Raw genomic sequence first — 20,230 nt, 5'->3', positions numbered from 1 at the left:
ATCATCTCTTTTGGGAGACAGAAGAAAGAGAAACAACAATGATGCACCCTAAAGGAGAGATTCTTTTGGGGTGTTTTCAATTGCTTCATTATGAGAGGAGAAAAGAAGATGGATCAGTACAAAGTACCAGTGGAAAAACTCACAAGGCGCTGCTCCTTGGAGGAGCTTCAGCTCATATCAAACAGGAAGACGCTGCCAATGACCAAGGGCGTCATCGGGCAGGAACGAGCCACCAGAGCCATGGAGTTTGGGCTTCACATGGAAGCGAAAGGGTATCATATTTTTGTGGTGGGTCCACCGGGAACCGGTAGAACCTCCTATACAGAAGCCATTGTCAAAGAGTTTTCCAAGAAAAAGAAGGAGAAGCCTCTGGACTACTGCTACATTCACAACTTCAGAGCGGAAGATAGACCCATCATTGTAGAGCTTCCCATGGGCGAAGGAAAGAAGTTCCAAAGAGAGATGGAGGAGTTCATAGAAGATTTGAAAAGCATTATTCCTAAGGTTTTTGAAGATGGAGCTTATGAGAAGAGAAGAGATGAGATTGTTCTGAAGCTTCAGGAGAAACTGGATGCACTGTATGACGGGATGAAAAGAGACGCTGAAAATGAAGGATTCCTCATGAAGCCTGTGCCACCAAGATTTGTATTCATTCCACTGAAAGACGGGAAGCAGATGGCACCGGAAAGTTTTGAAAAACTCAGTCCAGAGGACAGAAAGAATCTCGATGAGAAAGGCAGAAAGCTGACCAAAGCACTGGATGATACGCTCAAGGAAAGTCAGCGTCTGGAGGATGATGCCAGAGAATATCTGAGAAAAATCGAGGAAACCTATGTGCTGGAAGCCGTTCGGCCCAAAATTGCCAGGCTTCAGGAAAGATACCGCGGATATGAGAAGATAGAAAACCATCTCCTTGACCTCACAGAGGATCTTGGGAAGAATTATGCTTCCTTCCGTGGACCGCGGCAGAAAGAAGAAGAAAAGCCCCAGAACATGTTTTCAGCCCCGGAAAAGAATCCGCTTCTCAAATACCAGGTACATGTTTTTGTGGATAATGAAGACTGCAAAGGAGCGCCGGTGGTATACGAAAGCCATCCAACCTATTACCATCTTTTCGGAAAACTGGAGTATACGTCCCATATGCTTTCCGTGGAGACAGATTTCACGATGCTTCGGCCTGGTTCTATACATAGAGCCAATGGTGGATTTCTTATACTTCAGATGAGAGATATTCTAAGAGATCCCAATGTCTGGGAGCCACTGAAAAAAGCACTGAAACATGACCAGGCGGTGGTGGAGAATATTGGTGAAGAGTACAGGCTGATTCCTTCTGGAACCCTTCGACCGGAACCTGTTCCACTGAAGCTGAAGGTCATCATCATCTGCGATCCAGAACTGTATCATTTTCTGTATCAGATGGATGAGGACCTGGAAAGATTATTTAAAGTACGGGTGGATTTTGATCTGGAGATGAAAAGAACAACAGAGAATGTGCTGAAATACGCTGCCTTTGTGGAAGAGCTCTGTAGGAGAGAGGGGCTCAGTCCCTTCAGTGTAGAAGCTATGGACAACATTGTGGAGTACGGAAGCAGAATTGCAGGAGATCAGAGCAAACTGACCACCAGGTTCAATAAAGTGACGGAAGTGATTTATGAATCGGAAGCCGCAGCGAGAATAGATGGCACTGACAGGGTAGAGGAGAAACATGTTCTGGAGGCACTGAAAGAAAGGAGGCATCGAGAGAACCTCTTTGAAGACCGCATGAAAGAAGAGATTCTAAAAGATGTGATCCATATAAAAACAGAAGGTGAAGAGATCGGGCAAATCAATGGCCTATCTGTGCTGAGCACAGGTGGATACAGCTTTGGTATGCCATCAAGAATCACCGCAAGAACCTATGTGGGGGATGCAGGGGTCATCAATATTGAAAGGGAGACCAGAATGAGCGGTAAGATCCATACCAAAGGCGTATTGACTTTATCCGGGTATCTTGGTGGGCTTTTTGCTCAGGATACACCCCTCAGTCTTACAGCACAAGTGACTTTTGAACAGTCCTATGGTGGCGTAGAAGGAGACAGCGCCTCCAGCACGGAGCTGTATGCCATCTTATCCAGTCTTTCTGGTGTTCCAATCCGTCAATCCATTGCGGTGACAGGATCTGTGGACCAGAAGGGTGAAATTCAGCCCATCGGTGGTGTGACAGAAAAGATTGAAGGATTTTTTGACATCTGTAAGGCAAGAGGGCTTACAGGAGAGGAGGGAGTCCTGATTCCAGCACAGAACATCAGCCATCTGATGCTGAAGGAGGAGGTCATAGAAGCAGTGTATAAAGGCCTGTTCAGCATCTATGCTGTGAAACATATCCATGAAGGGGTGGAGATCCTCATGGGCCGCCCTGCCGGGTATCAAAATGGTGAGTTTCTCCCTGGAAGCGTCTATGATCTGGCTTTTCGTAAAATCAGGAAGTTTCAGAAAGCCATGGAAGCAAAAAGAGAATAAAATATCATAGAATAATGGTTAAGAAAAGAGACAGATTCTGGATGCGAGTTCTGTCTTTTTTTCTTTGGCTCCCCTAAGTGACAACTCCAAAAGTTTGATGAGGTTGCATCATGGTGATTATCGTACTATAATGAATATGGATTTATTAAATAATAATGCGTGGAGGTGTCACTTTGATAATTTATGAAAATGTAACAAAAAAATATAGTGATGTTACTGTGGTGGATAATCTCAATCTCACCATTAATGAAGGAGAGTTTGTGGTTTTTATCGGTCCGTCGGGATGCGGGAAAACAACGTCTCTGAAAATGATCAACCGGCTCATTAAAATGAACAGCGGCAGTATTTATCTGGATGGCAAAAACATCAACGAGATGGATGCTGTGGAGATGAGAAGAAATATTGGATATGTGATTCAGCAGATTGCACTTTTTCCCAATATGACCATTGGAGAGAATATTACAGTGGTACCAAAGCTTCTTAAATGGAGCAAAGAGAAAAGAAACCGTAGAGCCAAGGAGCTTCTTGAAATGGTGGGGATGCCTTACCGGGAGAATATCAATAAGTATCCTAATGAACTGAGTGGAGGCCAGCAGCAGAGAATCGGGGTTCTCCGGGCTCTTGCTGCAGAGCCGCCGGTGATTCTCATGGATGAGCCCTTTGGTGCTCTGGATCCCATGACCCGTGAGAATCTTCAGGATGAGCTGAAGGTGCTTCAGAAGAAACTGAAAAAGACCATCATTTTTGTCACCCATGATATGGATGAAGCCGTGAAGCTTGCAGATAAAATTGTCTTTATGAAAGATGGGAAAATTCTGCAGGCTGCAAGTCCTGAAGAAATGCTCCGTAATCCAGCTGATCCAATGATTGCAAACTTCATGGGCAAACTTTCCTACACTGTTTCTGGAGACGATCTCACTTGTAAGGATGTCATGAAAAGGAGAGTCCTCACCGTCAGCGAAGAGAAGAAGATGCTGGAGTCTGTGGAACTGATGAAGCAGAGGGAGCTGGATTCTGCAGTGGTCATCGGGGAGGAGGACAACAAGTACCGCGGGGTTGTGACCATAGAGAAACTGGCCAAAGAGGGTAAACCAGGGCAGAGCATAAAACACCTGGTGGATCCGAAGGTTCCCTCTGTACGCACATCCACCAATGCCAAGGAGGCTTTCGAGCTGCTTATTGCATCCAAGTACAACTACATCGTGGTACTGAATAGAGATTCCACTGTGGCAGGAATCATCACAAGAACCAGTATGACAAAGGCCTTGGCCAGTGTCATATGGGGAGGTGAAGAAAGCTGATGGCAGTTTTTTTAGAACGCTATGGAGAAAAACTTCTGGAAGCGATTGTTGTGCACCTGCAGTATGTCTTTGTGTCTGTAGGCATCGGATTTGTAGTGGCGCTGATCCTTGGCATACTTCTTTCCAGGGTGCCGAAGATTTCCAGAGTCATCATCCCTATGGTGAGTATTTTTCAGACCATTCCTGGTCTGGTTTTCATTGGTGTGCTGTTTATCAGAATCGGAATTCAGCCCGCCACGGTGATCATAGCCCTTTCCATCTATGCTCTTTTTCCCATTCTGAAGAACACTTATACGGGAATTCTCAGTGTGGATAAAGGGCTCATCGAAGCAGCAAGAGGTTGCGGTATGAGCAATTGGCAGATCCTTTTCAAATTGGAGCTCCCTCTGGCAATGCCGTCCATTTTCAGCGGTCTTAGAATGTCCACCATCTATACTGTTTCCTGGGCAGTTCTTGCGGCCATGATTGGCCTTGGTGGACTCGGAGAGTTTATTTATAGAGGGATCGATACAAACAACAATACCCTCATCATCGGGGGAGCTATTCCCGCAGCGGTGCTGGCGATTTTACTGGGATTTCTCATTGACCTCATTCAGGCTAAGGTAACGCCTAGGGGACTGAAAGGAGGTCGGTATTAATGACTATGGAAAGAGTGCTTCAGCACCTGTATCTGGTGGGGATGGCCGCAGGCTTCACCATCATTTCTGGACTTGTACTTGGGATTCTCGCTTATCTGTATAAACCAATGAGACCTGTCGTCCTGTGGACCGTGGATATACTTCAGACCATTCCTGTGCTGGCGCTTTTGGGAGTGCTCAGCATTGTTGCGGGGTCTTCCAGCACCACCGTCATCATTGGAATTGTCCTGTATTCTCTTCTGCCAGTGGTGAGAAACACCTATGTGGGGCTCACCAGTGTAGACCCTGCCATCAAAGAGGCAGCCACGGGCATGGGGATGACAAAGGGTCAGAAAATCATCAGTGTGGAGCTTCAACTGGCATTTCCAATGATTTTCACAGGAATTAGAATTGCCATCGTGACGTCCATTGGTACAGCTGTATTCGGTGCGGTGGTTGGCGGTGGAGGACTAGGCTCAGTCATCAACAGAGCCATTCTCATCCAGGATATGGATACTCTTCTGGAAGCTACATTGGCACTGATGGTTATGGCTGTGGTGTTTGATTTTGGTATGGGTTATGTGGAAAAAAGACTCAAAGCCAGAAGAATCCAGACAGTTCTGGAGGAAGACAATACATTGAATGGAAAAGAAATCGTATAGACCTGACGCATCATTGAAGAAAGAAGGAGAAGGATATGAAAAAGAAAATTACAGCAGTGGCAGCAGCCATGATTTTAACCCTTGGAGTTTTAGCGGGTTGTGGACAGAAAGAGGATGGAAAATCCATCACCATTCTACGTGGGCAGTTTGCGGAGATTGATATCATCGCCGAAATGGCAGGAATGCTCATTGAGGAGAATACAGACCTTGAGGTCAAGTTTCATGACTCCATGAATACCGTGGCAGCTGGAAATGCCATGGTGGGCAAAGAAGTGGATCTTTATGTGAGCTATGATGGCACTCTTCTCACAACGCTTCTGGGATATGATCCCAGTGATGTTCCCGAAGGAGAAGATTTATACGACTTTGCCATTGCAAAGGGGGTAGAGGACAGAGGTCTTACGCTGACATCAAAGTTCGGGTTCGAAAATACCTATGCCCTTGGTGTGAAGGAAGAATTTGCAGAGGAGAATGGGATTGCATCCATCAGCGATCTCAAGCCATTTTCAGAGGAACTTGTTTTTGGTGCAGAGCATGAATTTTTTGATGAGGAAGGTACCATGAGATTCAATCCTTTCAATGAACACTATGGCATCAGCTGGGAAGATGGTGTGTCACTGGACATCGGGCTGAAGTATGCGGCCATTGACAATGAGAACATTGATGTGACCATGGTATATTCTACAGATGGACTGAATCAGAAATCGAATCTTAGGATTCTCACGGATGATCTGAAGTTTTTCCCCCAGTACTATGCAGCTTTCTTCCATAGAGAGAGTCTTTTTGAAGAGTATGAAGTGGCGGCACCAAATCTGAAAGAGGTGCTTCTGATGCTGGAAGGTCAGATCAGCAACGAGGAAATGATTGCCATGAATTTCCAGGTGGATGCGGAAGGTGCAGAGCCTAAGGATGTAGCCAAGACGTTTCTTGTGGAGAAAGGCCTTCTGAAGTAGGGCGATCATGGAGAAAAACAAAGCAAACATTCTCAGCAGGGTTTCTCCTGAGATGAAGAAGGTCATAGACTTTGAGGAGAGACAAAGAAAAGACAGAATCCGTTCTGGAGAGGAGAATCTCACAGACCGGGAAGCCTATGAGGCTTCAAGAAGCTTCTTCAATGAAGGGGGACCTGTCATGGAGAGGGTGGAAGAGATTTTTGTGGACTATGAAGGGAGACGCATTTCCTGCACATTATACGATCCCGTGAATCGACCTCTTAACAAGGCTATTTTATTCATTCATGGCGGTGGTTTTGTAGTGGGCAGTCCGAAGACCCATGATGGTATACAGAGAAGACTGGCACATCTGACAAAAGCAGTGGTTCTCAGCATGGATTATTCCTTAGCGCCTGAAGTGAAATTTCCAGTGCAGATTCATGAATGTGCGGCAGTGCTCCAGCATCTCAAGGACCACGGTATCGAATATGGAATAGATTCGGGGAATATATCACTGTCTGGTGACTCTGCAGGAGCATATCTTTCTCTAGCCACGGCAGTCTATCTTCGGGACAGGGGGGAGAGCGATGCAATACGGTCACTCCTTCTCTTTTACGGCAGCTATGGACTAAGTGATTCCAGGTCCATGAGGCTTTATGGAAATGAGTACGATGGACTGACACTGAGCGCTCTTCATTCCTACAGCACACTGTTTTGTGATGAGAAGGATCGGGAACATCCATTAAGGAACCTGTTTTTGAGTGATCTCACCTATGGACTCCCTCCTGCATTCATCCTCTCCTGCACATTGGACCCTTTAGCGGATGATTCCTCTCTTTTATATGAAATACTGAAAGAGCATGGTCTAAAGGCAGAAAATGTGGAGTATGACGGAGTTCTCCATGGATTCTTGCACTACAGCAGGATGATGAAGGATTCCGAAAAAGCAATCAGGGATGCTGCTACATTTTATCAAAAGCAATGCAGCGACAAATAGGAATGAAAAATGCAGTTCAGGCTTTCTGAACTGCATTTTTCATGGACTATATTTCATTTTTCAGATATTTTTTAGCAATCTCAATGATTTCAGAAGAACCGACCAAAAGAAGCTTGTCATTTTTATGGAACTGCAGCTGAGGGCCTGGTGTGAGAATGAGCTCTTTGTCCCGTCGTATACCAATGATGGTAGCTCCTGTTTTCTGGAAGAATTTGCTTTCTGAGATGGTTTTACCAATGAGATGGGAATCTTCCTGAAGTGCCATTTCCACTGGATTCATAGGATTGGTGTTCTTCAAGCGCTCTGAATAATCAATGATTTTATCAATGATCTCCATGATCTCATTTTCAATATTTTTCTTCTGCTCCAGAAGGGAGACGACTTCTTCTCTTAAGGAAGAAATGCTTTCCTTGCTCTGACTGCTCTCCATATAACGGTGGGCATTTTCTTTGGAACGGATCTGAACACCGCTGCCTAAGGTCGCTTGAACCACATCCATATCCTCCAGAAGGATGATCGCCCGGCGGATGGTCTCAGGGGAGACATTGTATTCACCGGCCATGGAGGAACGGCCAAAAATTTTGGAGCCTTCCGGAAATTCCCCGTTTGCGATTCTGGAAGCGATATCTAGTGCAATTTGCTTGTATCTCGGTACCTTAACTCGTCCTTCTTTTTCCAAGGTGATCACTCCATTGCTTTGATTCTTACTGTCATTATATCATAGGATTTCCAGCTTTCTACAGTCTCTTCGATATTGACAGAGCATCTTCTGAAGCGTATACTCAATTTAACGATTGAACAATCATTCAATCGTTAAATGAAACGAAATGGGAAGGTGCTTTCATGAGAGCTGAGAAATGTGATTGTGATGTAATCCATGAAGATGTCTTAAATATAGTACTCGATAAAATGCCGGCGGAGGAAGGTCTTTATGACCTTGCAGAACTGTTTAAGGTTTTTGGGGACTCTACCAGGGTGAGAATTCTATGGGCACTGGATGCTCATGAAATGTGCACTTGTGATCTGGCGTATGCCTTGAATATGACCCAATCTGCGATTTCCCATCAGCTTCGTGTGCTGAAACAGGCAAAGCTTGTGAAGAACAGAAGAGAAGGAAAAATCGTTTATTACAGCCTGGCGGACGATCATGTACGCACCATTTTTGATCAGGCTATGGAACATGTATCAGAAGGAAGTGGGGTGTAATGAAGTGGAACTGAAAAAGAAAGAACTGATTTTGGAAGGTCTGGACTGTGCAAACTGTTCTTTGAAAATAGAGAACGAGATGAATACTCTGGAGGGCGTCAAAGCAGAGGTGAATTTTGCCACGAAAACCCTTACCCTCATCTATGGTGCGCATGAAGATGAGGAGCTATTGAAAAAAGCGGAGCATATTGTGCATCGTCATGAGCCTGATGTGGTTGTGAAGGAAAAAAGGAAGAGTAAAACAGAAGAGGAGATTTACCTCCTGGAGGGTCTTGGATGTGCAAACTGTGCCATGAAAATGGAACAGGAGCTTTCGAAGCTTCCAGCTGTTCAGTCTGTTACGCTTGATTTTGCCACAAGAAAGCTGAGAGTGCTGCCTAAAGAAGGGATGCTGTCTCATGAGGACAGAAAAAAGATGGCAGAAATCATAGAAAGCATTGAAAAAGATACGAAGCTCATTTTGGCGGAAAAAGAAGAGAGAAAGGTGGAAGGAGAGTATCAGAAAATACTCCGTGTTCACGGGAAGGACCTGTCCATGATTGTCCTCAGCGGATTTCTTCTTTTGGCTGCAGTTGCGATGCCCGTCAGTGATACCCTGAAGGTTCTTCTCTTTCTCTTGTCCTATGTACTGGTGGGTGGTGAGATTGTGCTTCGTGCAGTCAGAAACCTTGTGAGAGGGCAGGTTTTTGATGAGAATTTTCTCATGGCTATTGCCACGATCGGTGCTTTTATCATTGGAGAGTATGCAGAAGGCGTTGCAGTGATGCTCTTTTACCAGGTGGGAGAACTGTTTCAGTCCATGGCGGTGGAAAGGTCAAGAAGATCCATTGCAGAACTTATGGACATCCGCCCGGAATATGCCAATCTTATTGTAGATGGTGCTGCAGTGAAAGTGTCACCGGAAGAGGTGAAGCCTGGAGATGTGATCCTGGTGAAGCCTGGAGAGAAGGTGCCTCTGGATGGCGTGGTGGTAGAAGGAACCTCTTCCCTGAACACCTCCGCACTCACTGGTGAGTCTATGCCAAGGGATGTGGAGTCAGGAAGCGAGATCCTCAGCGGGTTCATCAACCAGAATGGTCTTCTAAAAGTGGAAGTGACAAAGGAATTTGGAGCCTCTGCTGTCTCTAAAATATTGGAGCTTGTGGAGAATGCTTCTGGGAAAAAAGCGCCGACGGAAAGTTTCATCTCAAAGTTTGCCAGATACTATACACCTTTTGTAGTGGTTTCCGCACTGCTGCTGGCGGTGATTCCACCGCTGGTTCTAGGAGACCCCTTTTCCATGTGGGCTTATAGAGCTCTGGTGTTTCTGGTGATCAGCTGTCCTTGTGCACTGGTTGTTTCTATTCCTTTGGGATTCTTTGGCGGTATCGGAGGTGCTTCCCGAAGAGGTGTGCTGATAAAAGGCGGGAACTATCTGGAAGCGCTGAATGATGTGGAGACCGTGGTCTTTGACAAGACTGGAACCCTTACAGAAGGTAAGTTCACAGTAACAAAGATTCTACCTGAAGGAGATCTTTCTGAGGCTTCACTTCTTGAAACAGCGGCCCATGTGGAGTCCTTTTCCAGTCATCCCATCTCTCTTTCTATAGTAACCGCCTACGGTAAAGAACTGGAAAGAGAACGAATCTCCTCGTATGAGGAAATAGCCGGCCATGGCATCAAGGCTGTACTTGATGGGAAAACAGTATTTGCTGGCAACAGAAGGCTTATGGACAAAGAAGGAATCATCGTGCCTCCACTATCTTTTGGGGGAACTCTAGTGTATCTCTCTCAAGGTGGACAGTACATTGGAGCACTGCTGATCTCTGATACCATTAAAAAGGGTGCTCAGGAAACCATCAAAGTGCTGAAACAAATGGGTGTCAGGAAAACTGTCATGCTCACTGGAGATCTGAAGCAGGTGGGGGAGGAAATCGCAACTGCTCTTAGAATTGATGAAGTGTACACAGAGCTTCTCCCACAAGATAAAGTATCAGTCTTCGAAAGGCTGAAAGAAAATACAGCAAGAAAAATAGTGTTTGTGGGAGATGGCATCAATGATGCGCCGGTCCTGGCTCAGGCAGATATTGGCATCTCCATGGGATCTCTTGGTTCTGATGCGGCTATAGAGGCATCCGATGTGGTTCTTATGACCGATGAGCCCATGAGGATTGTGACCGCACTTAAGATTGCCCAAAGAACCCGCAGCATTGTTTGGCAGAATATCATCTTTGCTCTGGGCGTGAAAGGCGTCTTCCTTGTTCTTGGCGCTTTTGGTGTTGCCAGCATGTGGGAAGCGGTGTTTGCGGATGTCGGAGTAACTGTCATTGCGGTTCTCAATGCCATGAGAGTCATGAAAACAGAACATTTATAAGGAAAAACCAGCTTTCTGTTCTAACCAGCAGAAAGCTGGTTTAGTGTTTTTTTACTGTATATTCTTGAATAGCGTTTTCGATGCTCCAAGGTAAGTACTATAATAAAGATAGAAATATGTACAAAAAATGAGGATCATAGTATGGAAAACTTGCTTATAACCATTGCCGCAGCGTTCTTAGGAGGATTTCTTCTACAGAGGCTGAGAGTTCCTGGAGGAATGATGCTGGGCAGTGTGCTGACCGTGGCACTTCTTAATATCAACACATCCATGGTGGACATCCCGCCTGAGTTCAGATTTCTTGCTCAGTGCATTGCAGGTGCATATATCGGTATGACGGTGAAAAGAGAGAACTTCGGAAGACTGAAGGATCTTGTGCGGCCTATTTTGGTGCTTCTTGGTGGGTTATTCGTCACCAATGTGCTTGTGGGGATTCTAATTTATCTCGTCAGTCCTCTGGATCTTCTTACTTCTTTTTTGTGTGGCATCCCTGGCGGAATCAGTGATACACCACTGATTGCTGCAGATCTGGGGGCTGATGCCACTAAGGTTACAGTGCTTCAGTTTGTGAGACTGATTTCTGGCATCGGTATGATTCCTCTCCTTGTAAAAAGAGAAAAGAATCTAGGGATCTCTCATCCTCCGGTACAGCAAGATCTGATCGTGAAGAAAGAATCGCCTTTTGGGACGTCAAAGCTTTGGCTTTCCTTGGCAGCAGCCTTCTTGGGCGGACTGCTCGGAAAAACGCTGGGCATTCCTGCAGGCACGCTTCTTTTTGCTATGATCTCCATTCTGCTTTTAAAAATGCTCCATATTGAAGTGACATTTCCCATCTGGTTTAAACGTCTGGCACAGCTTTTTTCCGGGGCTTATATTGGCAGTCATTTCGGTTATCAGGATTTTTTAGAGCTGAAGTTTCTTCTGATTCCTGCTCTGATTCTTGTTGGATTGAATCTTCTTGCCTGTTATCTACTTGGGCACTATATCTCGGTGAAGTTTGGTATTCCTTTATCTCAGGCCATCTTGTCCTCCTCACCTGCAGGAGCTTCTGATATGGCGCTGATCGCCTCAGATCTTGGCGTTTCAGGTTCAGATGTGGCCATGATCCAGATTGCAAGGCTCATTGGCGCCATCTCCATTTTTCCTCAGATTTTCTATTTAGTATCCCAGTGGTTTTCTTAGAACCAACGAGATAAAGAACTCCACCATCTTCTGCCCCTACAGTGCGGAGATGGTGGAGTTCTTCTTGTTATTTTCGCAAGCTCAGAATCTTGTCGGCCCTAGGTGCCCGAAGCATGGAGGCAGAAGGCATATTGGAGCCGAGAAGCGGCGTCAGATAGTACTTGAAAGCATCGGTGACATTATTTCCTTCCTTATTTAAAAATTCTTCCGGCATCAGCTTTGTTTTTGCGGCTACTTCCTTCAGGCTGCTGAGCTTGTAATCAACGGAGTAGTATCCGGTTCTATGGATGGTGATGGATCCGTCCACGTTCTGCCAGATGGCGAACTGGGCGGCTTTTTCCCCTACTTCTCTTGCCTCACGCTGATCCACATCCGATACACAACCCATAAAGGAGCGCTGCAGATAACCAAAAGTATCGGAACGGACTCTTCCGATACTGAGCTTCTCCTTCACTTCTTTTACAAGAAGATCGCCCAGAGCACCGGTACCAGAGAGAGAAACATTTCCATGGGAGTCTTTTTCACGGCGTCCCAGTTTTTCTAGAACTGGGACGCCGTTTTCATCTGCAACCCCTTCGGAAACGGCGACGATGCATCTGCCGTATCTGTCATAGATTTTTTTCACATCTGTGAGGAAATGATCCATTCTGAACGCTTTTTCAGGTACATAGATGAGGTGTGGCCCATCGTCCGGATACTTTTGGGCGATGGAGGAAGCTGCCGTGAGAAACCCGGAGTGTCTGCCCATGACCACTCCGATGTGAACTCCGGGAAGGGCCCGGTTGTCGAGATTCAGTCCAATGAAGCTCTGAGCCACAAATTTTGCAGCAGAACCATAGCCTGGTGTATGATCGTTGACCATGAGATCGTTGTCGATGGTTTTTGGGATATGGATGGCTCTGAACTCATAATTGGAGCGTTCTGCTTCTTCATTTACTATTCGGACGGTATCTGCTGAGTCATTGCCTCCAATGTAGAAAAAATACCGCACATCATGGGCTTTGAATACTTTGAAAATCTCCTGACAGTAAGCTTTGTCCGGTTTGTCTCTTGTGGAGAACAGGGCGGAGGAGGGAGTCACAGCCACCCGTTCCAGATTGTTCGTGGTTTCCTGGGTAAGATCAAGAAAATCCTCGTTGATGATTCCCCGAACACCATTAATCGCACCATAGACTTTTGTGATCTGTGGAAATTTTCTGGATTCCAGAACAACTCCCACGAGGGATTCATTGATGACTGCGGTAGGTCCGCCTCCTTGAGCGACTACCACTTTACCTTCCAGTTTCATTCATTGCACCTGCCTTTTGCTGAAATGTGAGAATTTTCTTTTATTTTATCATAAATGGATGCTTTTCCCCAGCAATTTGGAATTTTTTATGCGGATTCTGGTGTTGTTTATCCCAATGCCATCCTTGAAAGTTAAATCCACGTTAAGAGATCGATTTAAGAATAATTGTCTCTTGTGAAAGGAAAGAAATTCCAGTAGACTGAATGAGTATTAGGGAGTAGCTTCTTTCTGTCTGAAATGAGACTGAAAGTGTGGACGGTCGTCATGACGAGTAAAATCCGGTTGTCCAATCAGGTTTATGAAAGCGAGACTTTTACCAGTGGATAGCATTGGAAAAGTCTTTTTCTTTTGCGCTTTTCAGGCAGATTCCAAAAAAACATCGAGGAGAGAAAAAATGAAAACTACCGCTATTGTTCTTTTTATTCTGACCTATGTGCTGCTTCTGTCTTTGCCCAAGCACAGAGCAAAGATTGCCATGGCTACAGCCACCATTTTTGTTGCCTTGGGTATCCTGCCATTCTCAAAAGTGTTCACCACGGTGGACTGGAATGTGATTCTAATGATCGCAGGTACCATGGGACTGGTTTCTCTTTTTATTGACTCTAAGATGCCGTCTCTTCTAGCGGACTTCATCATTGCCAAGACACCGAATGTGAAATGGGCCATTGTGTCACTTTCTCTATTTGCAGGAATTATTTCTGCTTTTGTGGACAATGTGGCCACCGTGCTCATGGTGGCTCCGGTAGCACTGACCATCTGTAAAAAGCTCAAAATTTCCCCGGTGCCAAGTATCATCTCCATTGCAGTGGCATCAAACCTGCAAGGCGCAGCAACACTTGTTGGAGATACAACCTCCATCCTTCTTGGAGGACATCTGGATATGAACTTCTTTGACTTCTTTGTTTATAATGGGAAGCCCAGTCTGTTCTTTATTGTGCAGATTGGAGCCATTGCATCAACCGTGATGCTGTTATGGCTGTTCAGAAAAGAAAAACAGCCAGTAACGTCTCTAGAAAGAACTGTTGTGACAGATTTTTTCCCAACAGTACTGCTGATTTTGATGATCATCCTTCTCATTACAGCCTCTTTCATTCCCAATACACCCAAGACAATCAATGGAATCATCTGCGTCATTTTATTTGTTGTTGGAATAGTCAGAGCTCTTCTTGTTAAGAGAGACAATCAAACTGTCATCAATGCAATCAAAGAAATTGACTATGTTACGCTGCTTCTGCTCTCAGGGCTTTTTATCGTAGTAGGTGGAATCACTGAAGTAGGGGTTATCGAGGACATTGCGGCGATATTTGTAAAGATAGCTGGAGATAATTTATTTGTGGTCTATACACTGATTGTGTGGTTCTCTGTGCTGGTATCCGCATTTATAGACAATATTATTTACACAGCGACTATGCTGCCAGTAATTGGTGGTATTGGTGCTCTTATTGGGGGAGACCCAACAGTCCTTTATTTTGGCCTCATCATCGGCGCTACTTTAGGTGGAAACCTTACCCCCATCGGTGCATCTGCAAATATTGCAGGGATCGGTATTCTTACAAAGCAAGGCTACGAGGTAAAGACTAAGGACTTCACGTCCATTGGTGTCCCATTCACACTGATTGCTGTGATCACTGGATATATTCTGACTTGGTTTATATTCGGATAATTACTTGTTTTCCAAAGACCCTTCGGGGTCTTTTCTTTTGTAGCTATTTTTGAGATTGACAAAAAATTATCTTTACTTGAGAAACGAAGGAAATTCCAGTAAAATGAATGAGTATTAGGGAGTAGCTTCTTTCTGTCTGAAATGAGACTGAAAGTGTGGACAGTCGTCATGACGAGTAAAATCCGGTTGTCCAATCAGGTTTATGAAAGCGAGACTTTTACCAGTGGATTGCATTGGAAAAGTCTTTTTATTTTGCACTTTTCAGACAGAATCCAAAAAACATCAAGGAGAGAAAAAATGAAAACTACCGCTATTGTTCTTTTTATCCTGACCTATGTGCTGCTTCTGTCTTTGCCTAAGCACAGAGCAAAGATTGCCATGGCTACAGCCACCATTTTTGTTGCCTTGGGTATCCTGCCATTCTCAAAAGTGTTCACCACCGTGGACTGGAATGTGATTCTAATGATCGCAGGTACCATGGGACTGGTGTCTCTCTTTATTGACTCTAAGATGCCGTCTCTTCTAGCGGACTTCATCATTGCCAAGACACCAAATGTGAAATGGGCCATTGTGTCACTTTCTCTATTTGCAGGAATCATTTCTGCTTTTGTGGACAATGTGGCCACCGTGCTCATGGTGGCTCCAGTTGCGCTGACCATCTGCAAGAAGCTGAATGTATCACCTGTTTCCAGCATCATAGCCATCTCCGTAGCTTCCAATCTGCAGGGTGCTGCAACACTGGTGGGAGACACCACATCAATTCTTCTTGCTGGACATCTGGATATGAACTTCTTTGACTTTTTCTTCTACCAGGGAAAGATAGGATTGTTCTTTATTGTTCAGATTGGTGCCATTGCATCCACACTGATGCTCCTATGGATCTTCCGTAAAGAGAAGCAGCCAGTGACAGCGCTGGACAAGACCGTTGTGACAGATTATTTCCCATCTTTTCTTCTGATTCTCATGGTCCTGCTGCTCATTGCGGCTTCTTTCATACCCAACACACCGCGCACCATCAATGGCATCATCTGTATGACACTTTTTGTTGTGGGAATGATCCGGGCGTTGGTAGTGAAGCGTGATGAAAAGACCGTAGCCAATGCAGTCAGGGAGATTGACTATGTGACGCTTCTACTTCTTTCTGGACTTTTCATCGTCGTTGGTGGAATCACTGAAGTGGGTGTTATTGATGACATCGCGGCCATCTTTATCAAAATTGCAGGAGACAACCTTTTTATTGTGTATACGCTGATTGTGTGGTTCTCTGTTGTGGTGTCAGCGTTTATCGACAACATCATCTATACAGCAACGATGCTTCCAGTCATCGGCGGTATTGGGGCGCTCATCGGTGGAGACATCACAGTGCTCTACTTTGGTCTCATCATCGGCGCTACCTTAGGCGGGAACCTTACCCCCATTGGCGCTTCTGCAAACATTGCAGGAATTGGTATTCTGACGAAGCAGGGCTACGAAGTGAAAACCAAGGATTTCACCTCCATTGGTGTGCCTTTCACCCTCATTGCCGTTATTACAGGATACATTCTGACATGGTTCTTATTTGCATAAGTATTCATTTTCTAAAGACCCTTCGGGGTCTTTTTTTGTGTGATTATTTTGCTTGTATGCTTGCTTATGGTGAAATAATCAGGATTTTTGTGATAGAATTTTACTAAGATCATACGTAGAAAGAGGTGGAATTTATGCAGCAAAGACGTGGTGTAGCCCTTTCCAAAAAATCATTTTTTTCTTCCGTCACCATTCTAGGGATCCTCATGCTTCTTTCAGGAGTCCTCACAAGGGTGCTCCCCTCAGGTTCCTACGAGAGGATTCTAGAAGATGGCCGTGAAAAAATAGTGCCAGGGTCCTTTTCGGTATTGGAACGTCCGGTGTACCCTCTATACAGATGGATTACTGCGCCCTTTGAAGTTCTCTTTGGTGAAGATCAAGTGACCATCATTGTCATCATCATGTTTTTATTACTGATAGGAGCGTCTTTCCGGGTTCTTGATGAGAGCGGACTTTTGCGCTACATCATGGAGACTATGGTGGAGAAATATGAGAAACGCAAGTATCTTCTCATGGGACTTCTGATACTCTTTTTTATGTCCTTTGGTTCCTTTTTCGGAATCTTTGAGGAGCTTATCGTTCTGGTGCCCATGGCTGTGACGCTATCCTACTCCTTTGGATGGGATTCACTTGTAGGTCTTGGCATCAGCGCCATGGCGTCGGGATTCGGATTTGCTGCGGCCATCCTCAATCCCTTTACCCTGGGGGTATCTCAAAAGATTGCAGGTCTACCGGCTTTTTCAGGAAGTCTTTACAGAGTGCTTATCTTCTCTGTCATTTACTGCATTTTGTATGGGTATCTTTATCTCTATGCGAAGCGTATCGAGAAGAATCCGTCCTTTTCTATGGTGTATGAGGAAGACCGTGCGCTGAAAGAAAGGTTCACCCATTTTGAAGAGCCCATATCCACCAAAAATAAAAATCTTGGGAGAGTTGTAAAGATCTACGGCTATTTTATTCTTGCCATGGTGATGGTTATTGCTTTGGGATTCTTTATCCCAGTTTTATCGGCAGCGGCGCTGCCTTTAGTGGCTGTGATCTTTCTTGTTGCGTCTGTGACCTCCGGGATATTAAGTGAGTACAAGCCGTTTCAGGGGATGCTGAAAGATCTTGCCCAGGGTTTTACTTCGATGCTACCCGCGGTTCTTCTGATCCTCATGGCCATGTCCATCAAGCATATCATGACAGAGGGTATGGTGATGGATTCAGTCCTCTACTATGCTTCAGAGAGGTTGTCTGGCCTTAGCCCCAATATGGCGGTACTGGGTCTTTACCTTCTCATTCTGATGCTGGATTTCTTCATTGGTTCTGGTTCTGCGAAAGCATTTCTTGTGATGCCGATCCTTTTGCCTCTTACAGATATTCTCCAGGTCACAAGGCAAACAGCAGTCCAGGCGTTCTTGTTTGGAGATGGATTCTCCAACCTTCTTTTTCCAACGAATCCAACACTTATGATTGCACTGGGACTTACAGTGGTCAGTTATCCTAAGTGGATCCGGTGGTCCATTAAGATTCAAGGTATTGTTTTTATTGTGACGCTGATGTTTTTGTTTTTGGCCAATTCCTTTCAGTATGGCCCGTTTTAGGAGAGTTTTATGAGAAATTTGGATGATGCGGTGAAAAGTCTTCAGAAAGCAGTTCAGTTCAGGACTGTTTCTGACATGGATATGGAACGAGTGGATTTTAAGCCTTACGAAGAGTTCCTTTCACATCTCAAGGAAACGTATAAAGAAGTGTACAGGAGAGCAGAAGTCACATGGATCAATAAGTACAGTCCAGTTTTTCATCTTCAAGGCAATAAAGAAGATGAGCCGGTTCTACTTCTTGGACATTATGATGTGGTGCCTGTGGCAGAAGGAACGAAAGAAGACTGGCTGAGCGATCCTTTTGGAGGAGAAATCCGGGATGGATATGTATACGGACGAGGCACCTTAGATGATAAAAATCAGGTGATTTCCATCCTGGAAGCCTTGGAGAATCTTCTTCAGGGAGGTTATACACCCGCCAGGGATTTTTACCTTGCCTTTGGATTTGATGAAGAAGTGGGAGGCAGTCTTGGCGCGAAAGAGATTTCCGCCTATTTTAGAGAGAAAAACTTGAGATTTTTTATGGTGCTGGATGAGGGCGGTGCAGTCATGGAAGATGTCCTGGAAGGGGTTACAGTGCCTTTGGCCCTGGTTGGGGTTGCAGAGAAGGGATCTTCCATGATCAAAGTGACAGCAAAGGGAGAAGGCGGACACTCTTCTATGCCGCCGGAATATCTGGTGACAGAAGTCCTTGGAAAAGCGCTCCTTGCCATTGCCAGCCAGCCCATGGAAGCAAGACTGACTGGATCTGTGGAGGCGATGTTTCAAGGGATGGGTCCTCACATGGGATGGAAAGGCAAACTCCTTGGAAACATCAGAACGAGCTTTCCGTTGGTGCGGAAGACCCTGGAAAAAACACCGGCGCTTCATGCGCTCATAAGAACAACCCTTACACCAACGGTGGTCCGGGCAGGAAATGCATATAATGTTATTCCCCAGGAAGCTTCTATGATCCTCAATGCAAGAATTCTGCCAGGGGATACCACAGAGGATGTTCTTCGTCACCTGAAGAAAATCCATGAAGGGCTTCCGGTACAGTACCAGTATCTTGTGAAGGAAGAGGCTTCCAAAGTCACGGACCATGAAGGAGATGCATTTTCTCTTCTGAAAAGTCTTATTCTTGGAATCTATGAGGATGCAGTGGTACTGCCTTATCTCATGGCCGGCGGCACAGACAGCAGAAAATATGAGGAGCTTTCAGATAACATCCTGAGATTTAGTGCAGTGAGGATGAAGAATGAGGATCTCAAGAGAATTCATGGAACCGATGAACGGATTTCTATGGAAAATCTGGAAAGAATGATTGCCTTCTATAGGAATTTATTCCTTCATTTTTCCTAAGGATTCATTTAGGATGCATAAAAGAGCGGAATCTCTTATGGGAGAATCCGCTCTTTTTGATGGCTTTTATTTATTTTTTCAGTCCGAACTTATCTAGGAAGGCATCTTTTTTCGCAACGAGAGCTTCCCATTCATTGAGAAGGAGATTGTCTTTTCGGTCTCCGGTCTCCATGAAAAACATGGAAAGTCCACCAGGACCCACATGGGTTCCTACAGCAACACCCATCTGCATGATATAGATGTCTCCAGTAAAACCAGTCTCCTGAAGAAACTTCGCTTTCAGGTTTTCGGCGTAGCTTTTGTCTGTGGTGTATCCGATGATGACAAAAGCTGTGAGATTTTCATCGTTTCTCTTTTTGAACTCCTCTACGTAGTGGGTAAGAACTTTCTTTCTTCCGCGCTCCTTGGCGACGATGGCGCCTTTTGTGTCTTTCATAGACATGATGGGTTTCAGCTTCAGCATTTTGCCGATGAGGGCGCTGGCGCTGGAAAGGCGTCCGCTTCTAAGGAGATGATTAAGATCATCCACGGTGAGGAAGTGCTTTACGTTTCTTTTGTAAGCTTCATTAAAGTCGATGAGCTCCTGAAAGCTTGCTCCCTTTTCTCTAAGCATGGCGCTCTTCATAAGAAGCCAGCCACTGCCGTGGCTCATGCATGTGGAGTCCACCACATGGATTTTCACATTTGATCCTGGGAACTCCTCGTAAAAATAGTCTTTGGCAAGGACGGCAGACTGGTAAGCACCGCTGGTGCCGCTGCTCATACAGATGCAGAGTATTTCTTCCATACCTTTGTCTTTTGCTTCTTTCATGATATCGAGGTAGGAAGAGGGACTTGGCATGCCAGTAGTCGGTGGTGTCTCCAGATTTTCCATCATGCTGTAAAACTCATCCGCCGTGATATCCACTCGGTCTCTATAGGTTTTTCCGTTCATGGTTACAGTTAAAGGTGCAATGCTGATGTCATACTTGTCCAAAATATCCTGGGACAGGTCGCAGGTTGAATCTGCCATGATTTTGATCATTAAAATTCCTCCA

16 protein-coding genes are annotated in these 20,230 nt (G+C 45.2%); 13 read left to right on the top strand and 3 right to left on the bottom strand.

The features are described from left to right. Positions 1-90: 90 nt before the first annotated feature. From T487_RS0104215 to T487_RS0104190, 6 genes are all read left to right on the top strand, one after another. Positions 91-2,499 carry a Lon protease family protein gene (locus tag T487_RS0104215; RefSeq protein ID WP_051651488.1) on the top strand — a complete coding sequence of 803 codons (2,409 nt, stop codon included), beginning with the start codon at positions 91-93 and terminating at the stop codon, positions 2,497-2,499. Positions 2,500-2,672: 173 nt separating this feature from the next. Beyond that, positions 2,673-3,800 (top strand): betaine/proline/choline family ABC transporter ATP-binding protein, encoded by a 1,128-nt coding sequence (locus tag T487_RS0104210; protein WP_031574400.1) that lies wholly within the window; start codon positions 2,673-2,675, stop codon positions 3,798-3,800. Then, the gene (locus tag T487_RS0104205) at positions 3,800-4,438 is read left to right on the top strand and encodes an ABC transporter permease (protein ID WP_031574396.1); all 639 of its coding nucleotides are present in this window, start codon (positions 3,800-3,802) and stop codon (positions 4,436-4,438) included. The genes T487_RS0104210 and T487_RS0104205 overlap by 1 nt, the downstream gene beginning before the upstream one ends. Beyond that, positions 4,438-5,079 (top strand): ABC transporter permease, encoded by a 642-nt coding sequence (locus T487_RS0104200; RefSeq protein ID WP_051651487.1) that lies wholly within the window; start codon positions 4,438-4,440, stop codon positions 5,077-5,079. The genes T487_RS0104205 and T487_RS0104200 overlap by 1 nt, the downstream gene beginning before the upstream one ends. A 35-nt stretch (positions 5,080-5,114) precedes the next feature. After that, entirely contained in the window at positions 5,115-6,032 is a 918-nt protein-coding gene (locus T487_RS0104195; protein ID WP_031574389.1) for a glycine betaine ABC transporter substrate-binding protein, read from the top strand. 7 nt (positions 6,033-6,039) lie between these two features. Beyond that, positions 6,040-7,008: an alpha/beta hydrolase fold domain-containing protein gene (locus tag T487_RS0104190; protein WP_031574386.1), complete on the top strand. Its 969-nt coding sequence runs from the start codon at positions 6,040-6,042 to the stop codon at positions 7,006-7,008. 46 nt (positions 7,009-7,054) lie between these two features. Here T487_RS0104190 and T487_RS0104185 read toward each other — a convergent pair whose 3' ends face one another. Continuing rightward, positions 7,055-7,687: a GntR family transcriptional regulator gene (locus tag T487_RS0104185; protein ID WP_031574383.1), complete on the bottom strand. Its 633-nt coding sequence runs from the start codon at positions 7,685-7,687 to the stop codon at positions 7,055-7,057. 164 nt (positions 7,688-7,851) lie between these two features. On the opposite strand from T487_RS0104185, the gene T487_RS0104180 reads away from it, so the two are divergent. The 3 genes from T487_RS0104180 to T487_RS0104170 all read left to right on the top strand — a co-directional run bounded on the left by T487_RS0104180 (position 7,852) and on the right by T487_RS0104170 (position 11,749). Continuing rightward, positions 7,852-8,214 (top strand): ArsR/SmtB family transcription factor, encoded by a 363-nt coding sequence (locus tag T487_RS0104180; protein ID WP_031574379.1) that lies wholly within the window; start codon positions 7,852-7,854, stop codon positions 8,212-8,214. Next, positions 8,156-10,567 carry a heavy metal translocating P-type ATPase gene (locus T487_RS0104175; protein WP_479725066.1) on the top strand — a complete coding sequence of 804 codons (2,412 nt, stop codon included), beginning with the start codon at positions 8,156-8,158 and terminating at the stop codon, positions 10,565-10,567. The genes T487_RS0104180 and T487_RS0104175 overlap by 59 nt, the downstream gene beginning before the upstream one ends. A 141-nt stretch (positions 10,568-10,708) precedes the next feature. Continuing rightward, entirely contained in the window at positions 10,709-11,749 is a 1,041-nt protein-coding gene (locus T487_RS0104170; protein ID WP_051651486.1) for an AbrB family transcriptional regulator, read from the top strand. A 67-nt stretch (positions 11,750-11,816) separates the two neighbouring features. On the opposite strand, the gene T487_RS0104165 is transcribed toward T487_RS0104170, so the two are convergent. Next, positions 11,817-13,037, bottom strand: coding sequence for a 6-phosphofructokinase (locus tag T487_RS0104165; RefSeq protein WP_031574373.1), 1,221 nt, complete (start codon positions 13,035-13,037; stop codon positions 11,817-11,819). Positions 13,038-13,431: 394 nt separating this feature from the next. Between T487_RS0104165 and T487_RS0104160 the strand changes: the two genes are divergently transcribed. The 4 genes from T487_RS0104160 (at position 13,432) to T487_RS0104145 (ending at position 19,193) form a co-directional block, all read left to right on the top strand. Next, positions 13,432-14,700 (top strand): ArsB/NhaD family transporter, encoded by a 1,269-nt coding sequence (locus tag T487_RS0104160; RefSeq protein WP_031574371.1) that lies wholly within the window; start codon positions 13,432-13,434, stop codon positions 14,698-14,700. A 297-nt stretch (positions 14,701-14,997) separates the two neighbouring features. Further along, positions 14,998-16,266: an ArsB/NhaD family transporter gene (locus tag T487_RS0104155; RefSeq protein WP_031574369.1), complete on the top strand. Its 1,269-nt coding sequence runs from the start codon at positions 14,998-15,000 to the stop codon at positions 16,264-16,266. A 134-nt stretch (positions 16,267-16,400) separates the two neighbouring features. Beyond that, positions 16,401-17,852, top strand: coding sequence for a YfcC family protein (locus T487_RS0104150; protein ID WP_031574367.1), 1,452 nt, complete (start codon positions 16,401-16,403; stop codon positions 17,850-17,852). A 9-nt stretch (positions 17,853-17,861) separates the two neighbouring features. Then, entirely contained in the window at positions 17,862-19,193 is a 1,332-nt protein-coding gene (locus T487_RS0104145; RefSeq protein ID WP_051651485.1) for a M20/M25/M40 family metallo-hydrolase, read from the top strand. 70 nt (positions 19,194-19,263) lie between these two features. Here T487_RS0104145 and T487_RS0104140 read toward each other — a convergent pair whose 3' ends face one another. Next, a complete protein-coding gene (locus T487_RS0104140; protein WP_031574362.1) occupies positions 19,264-20,217 on the bottom strand; it encodes a DegV family protein in 954 nt (317 codons plus the stop codon). Positions 20,218-20,230: the final 13 nt, after the last annotated feature.

Source organism: Proteiniclasticum ruminis DSM 24773, from assembly GCF_000701905.1.
GTDB classification, from domain to species: domain Bacteria; phylum Bacillota; class Clostridia; order Clostridiales; family Clostridiaceae; genus Proteiniclasticum; species Proteiniclasticum ruminis.
This window is presented reverse-complemented; position numbering and strand designations above follow the sequence as displayed.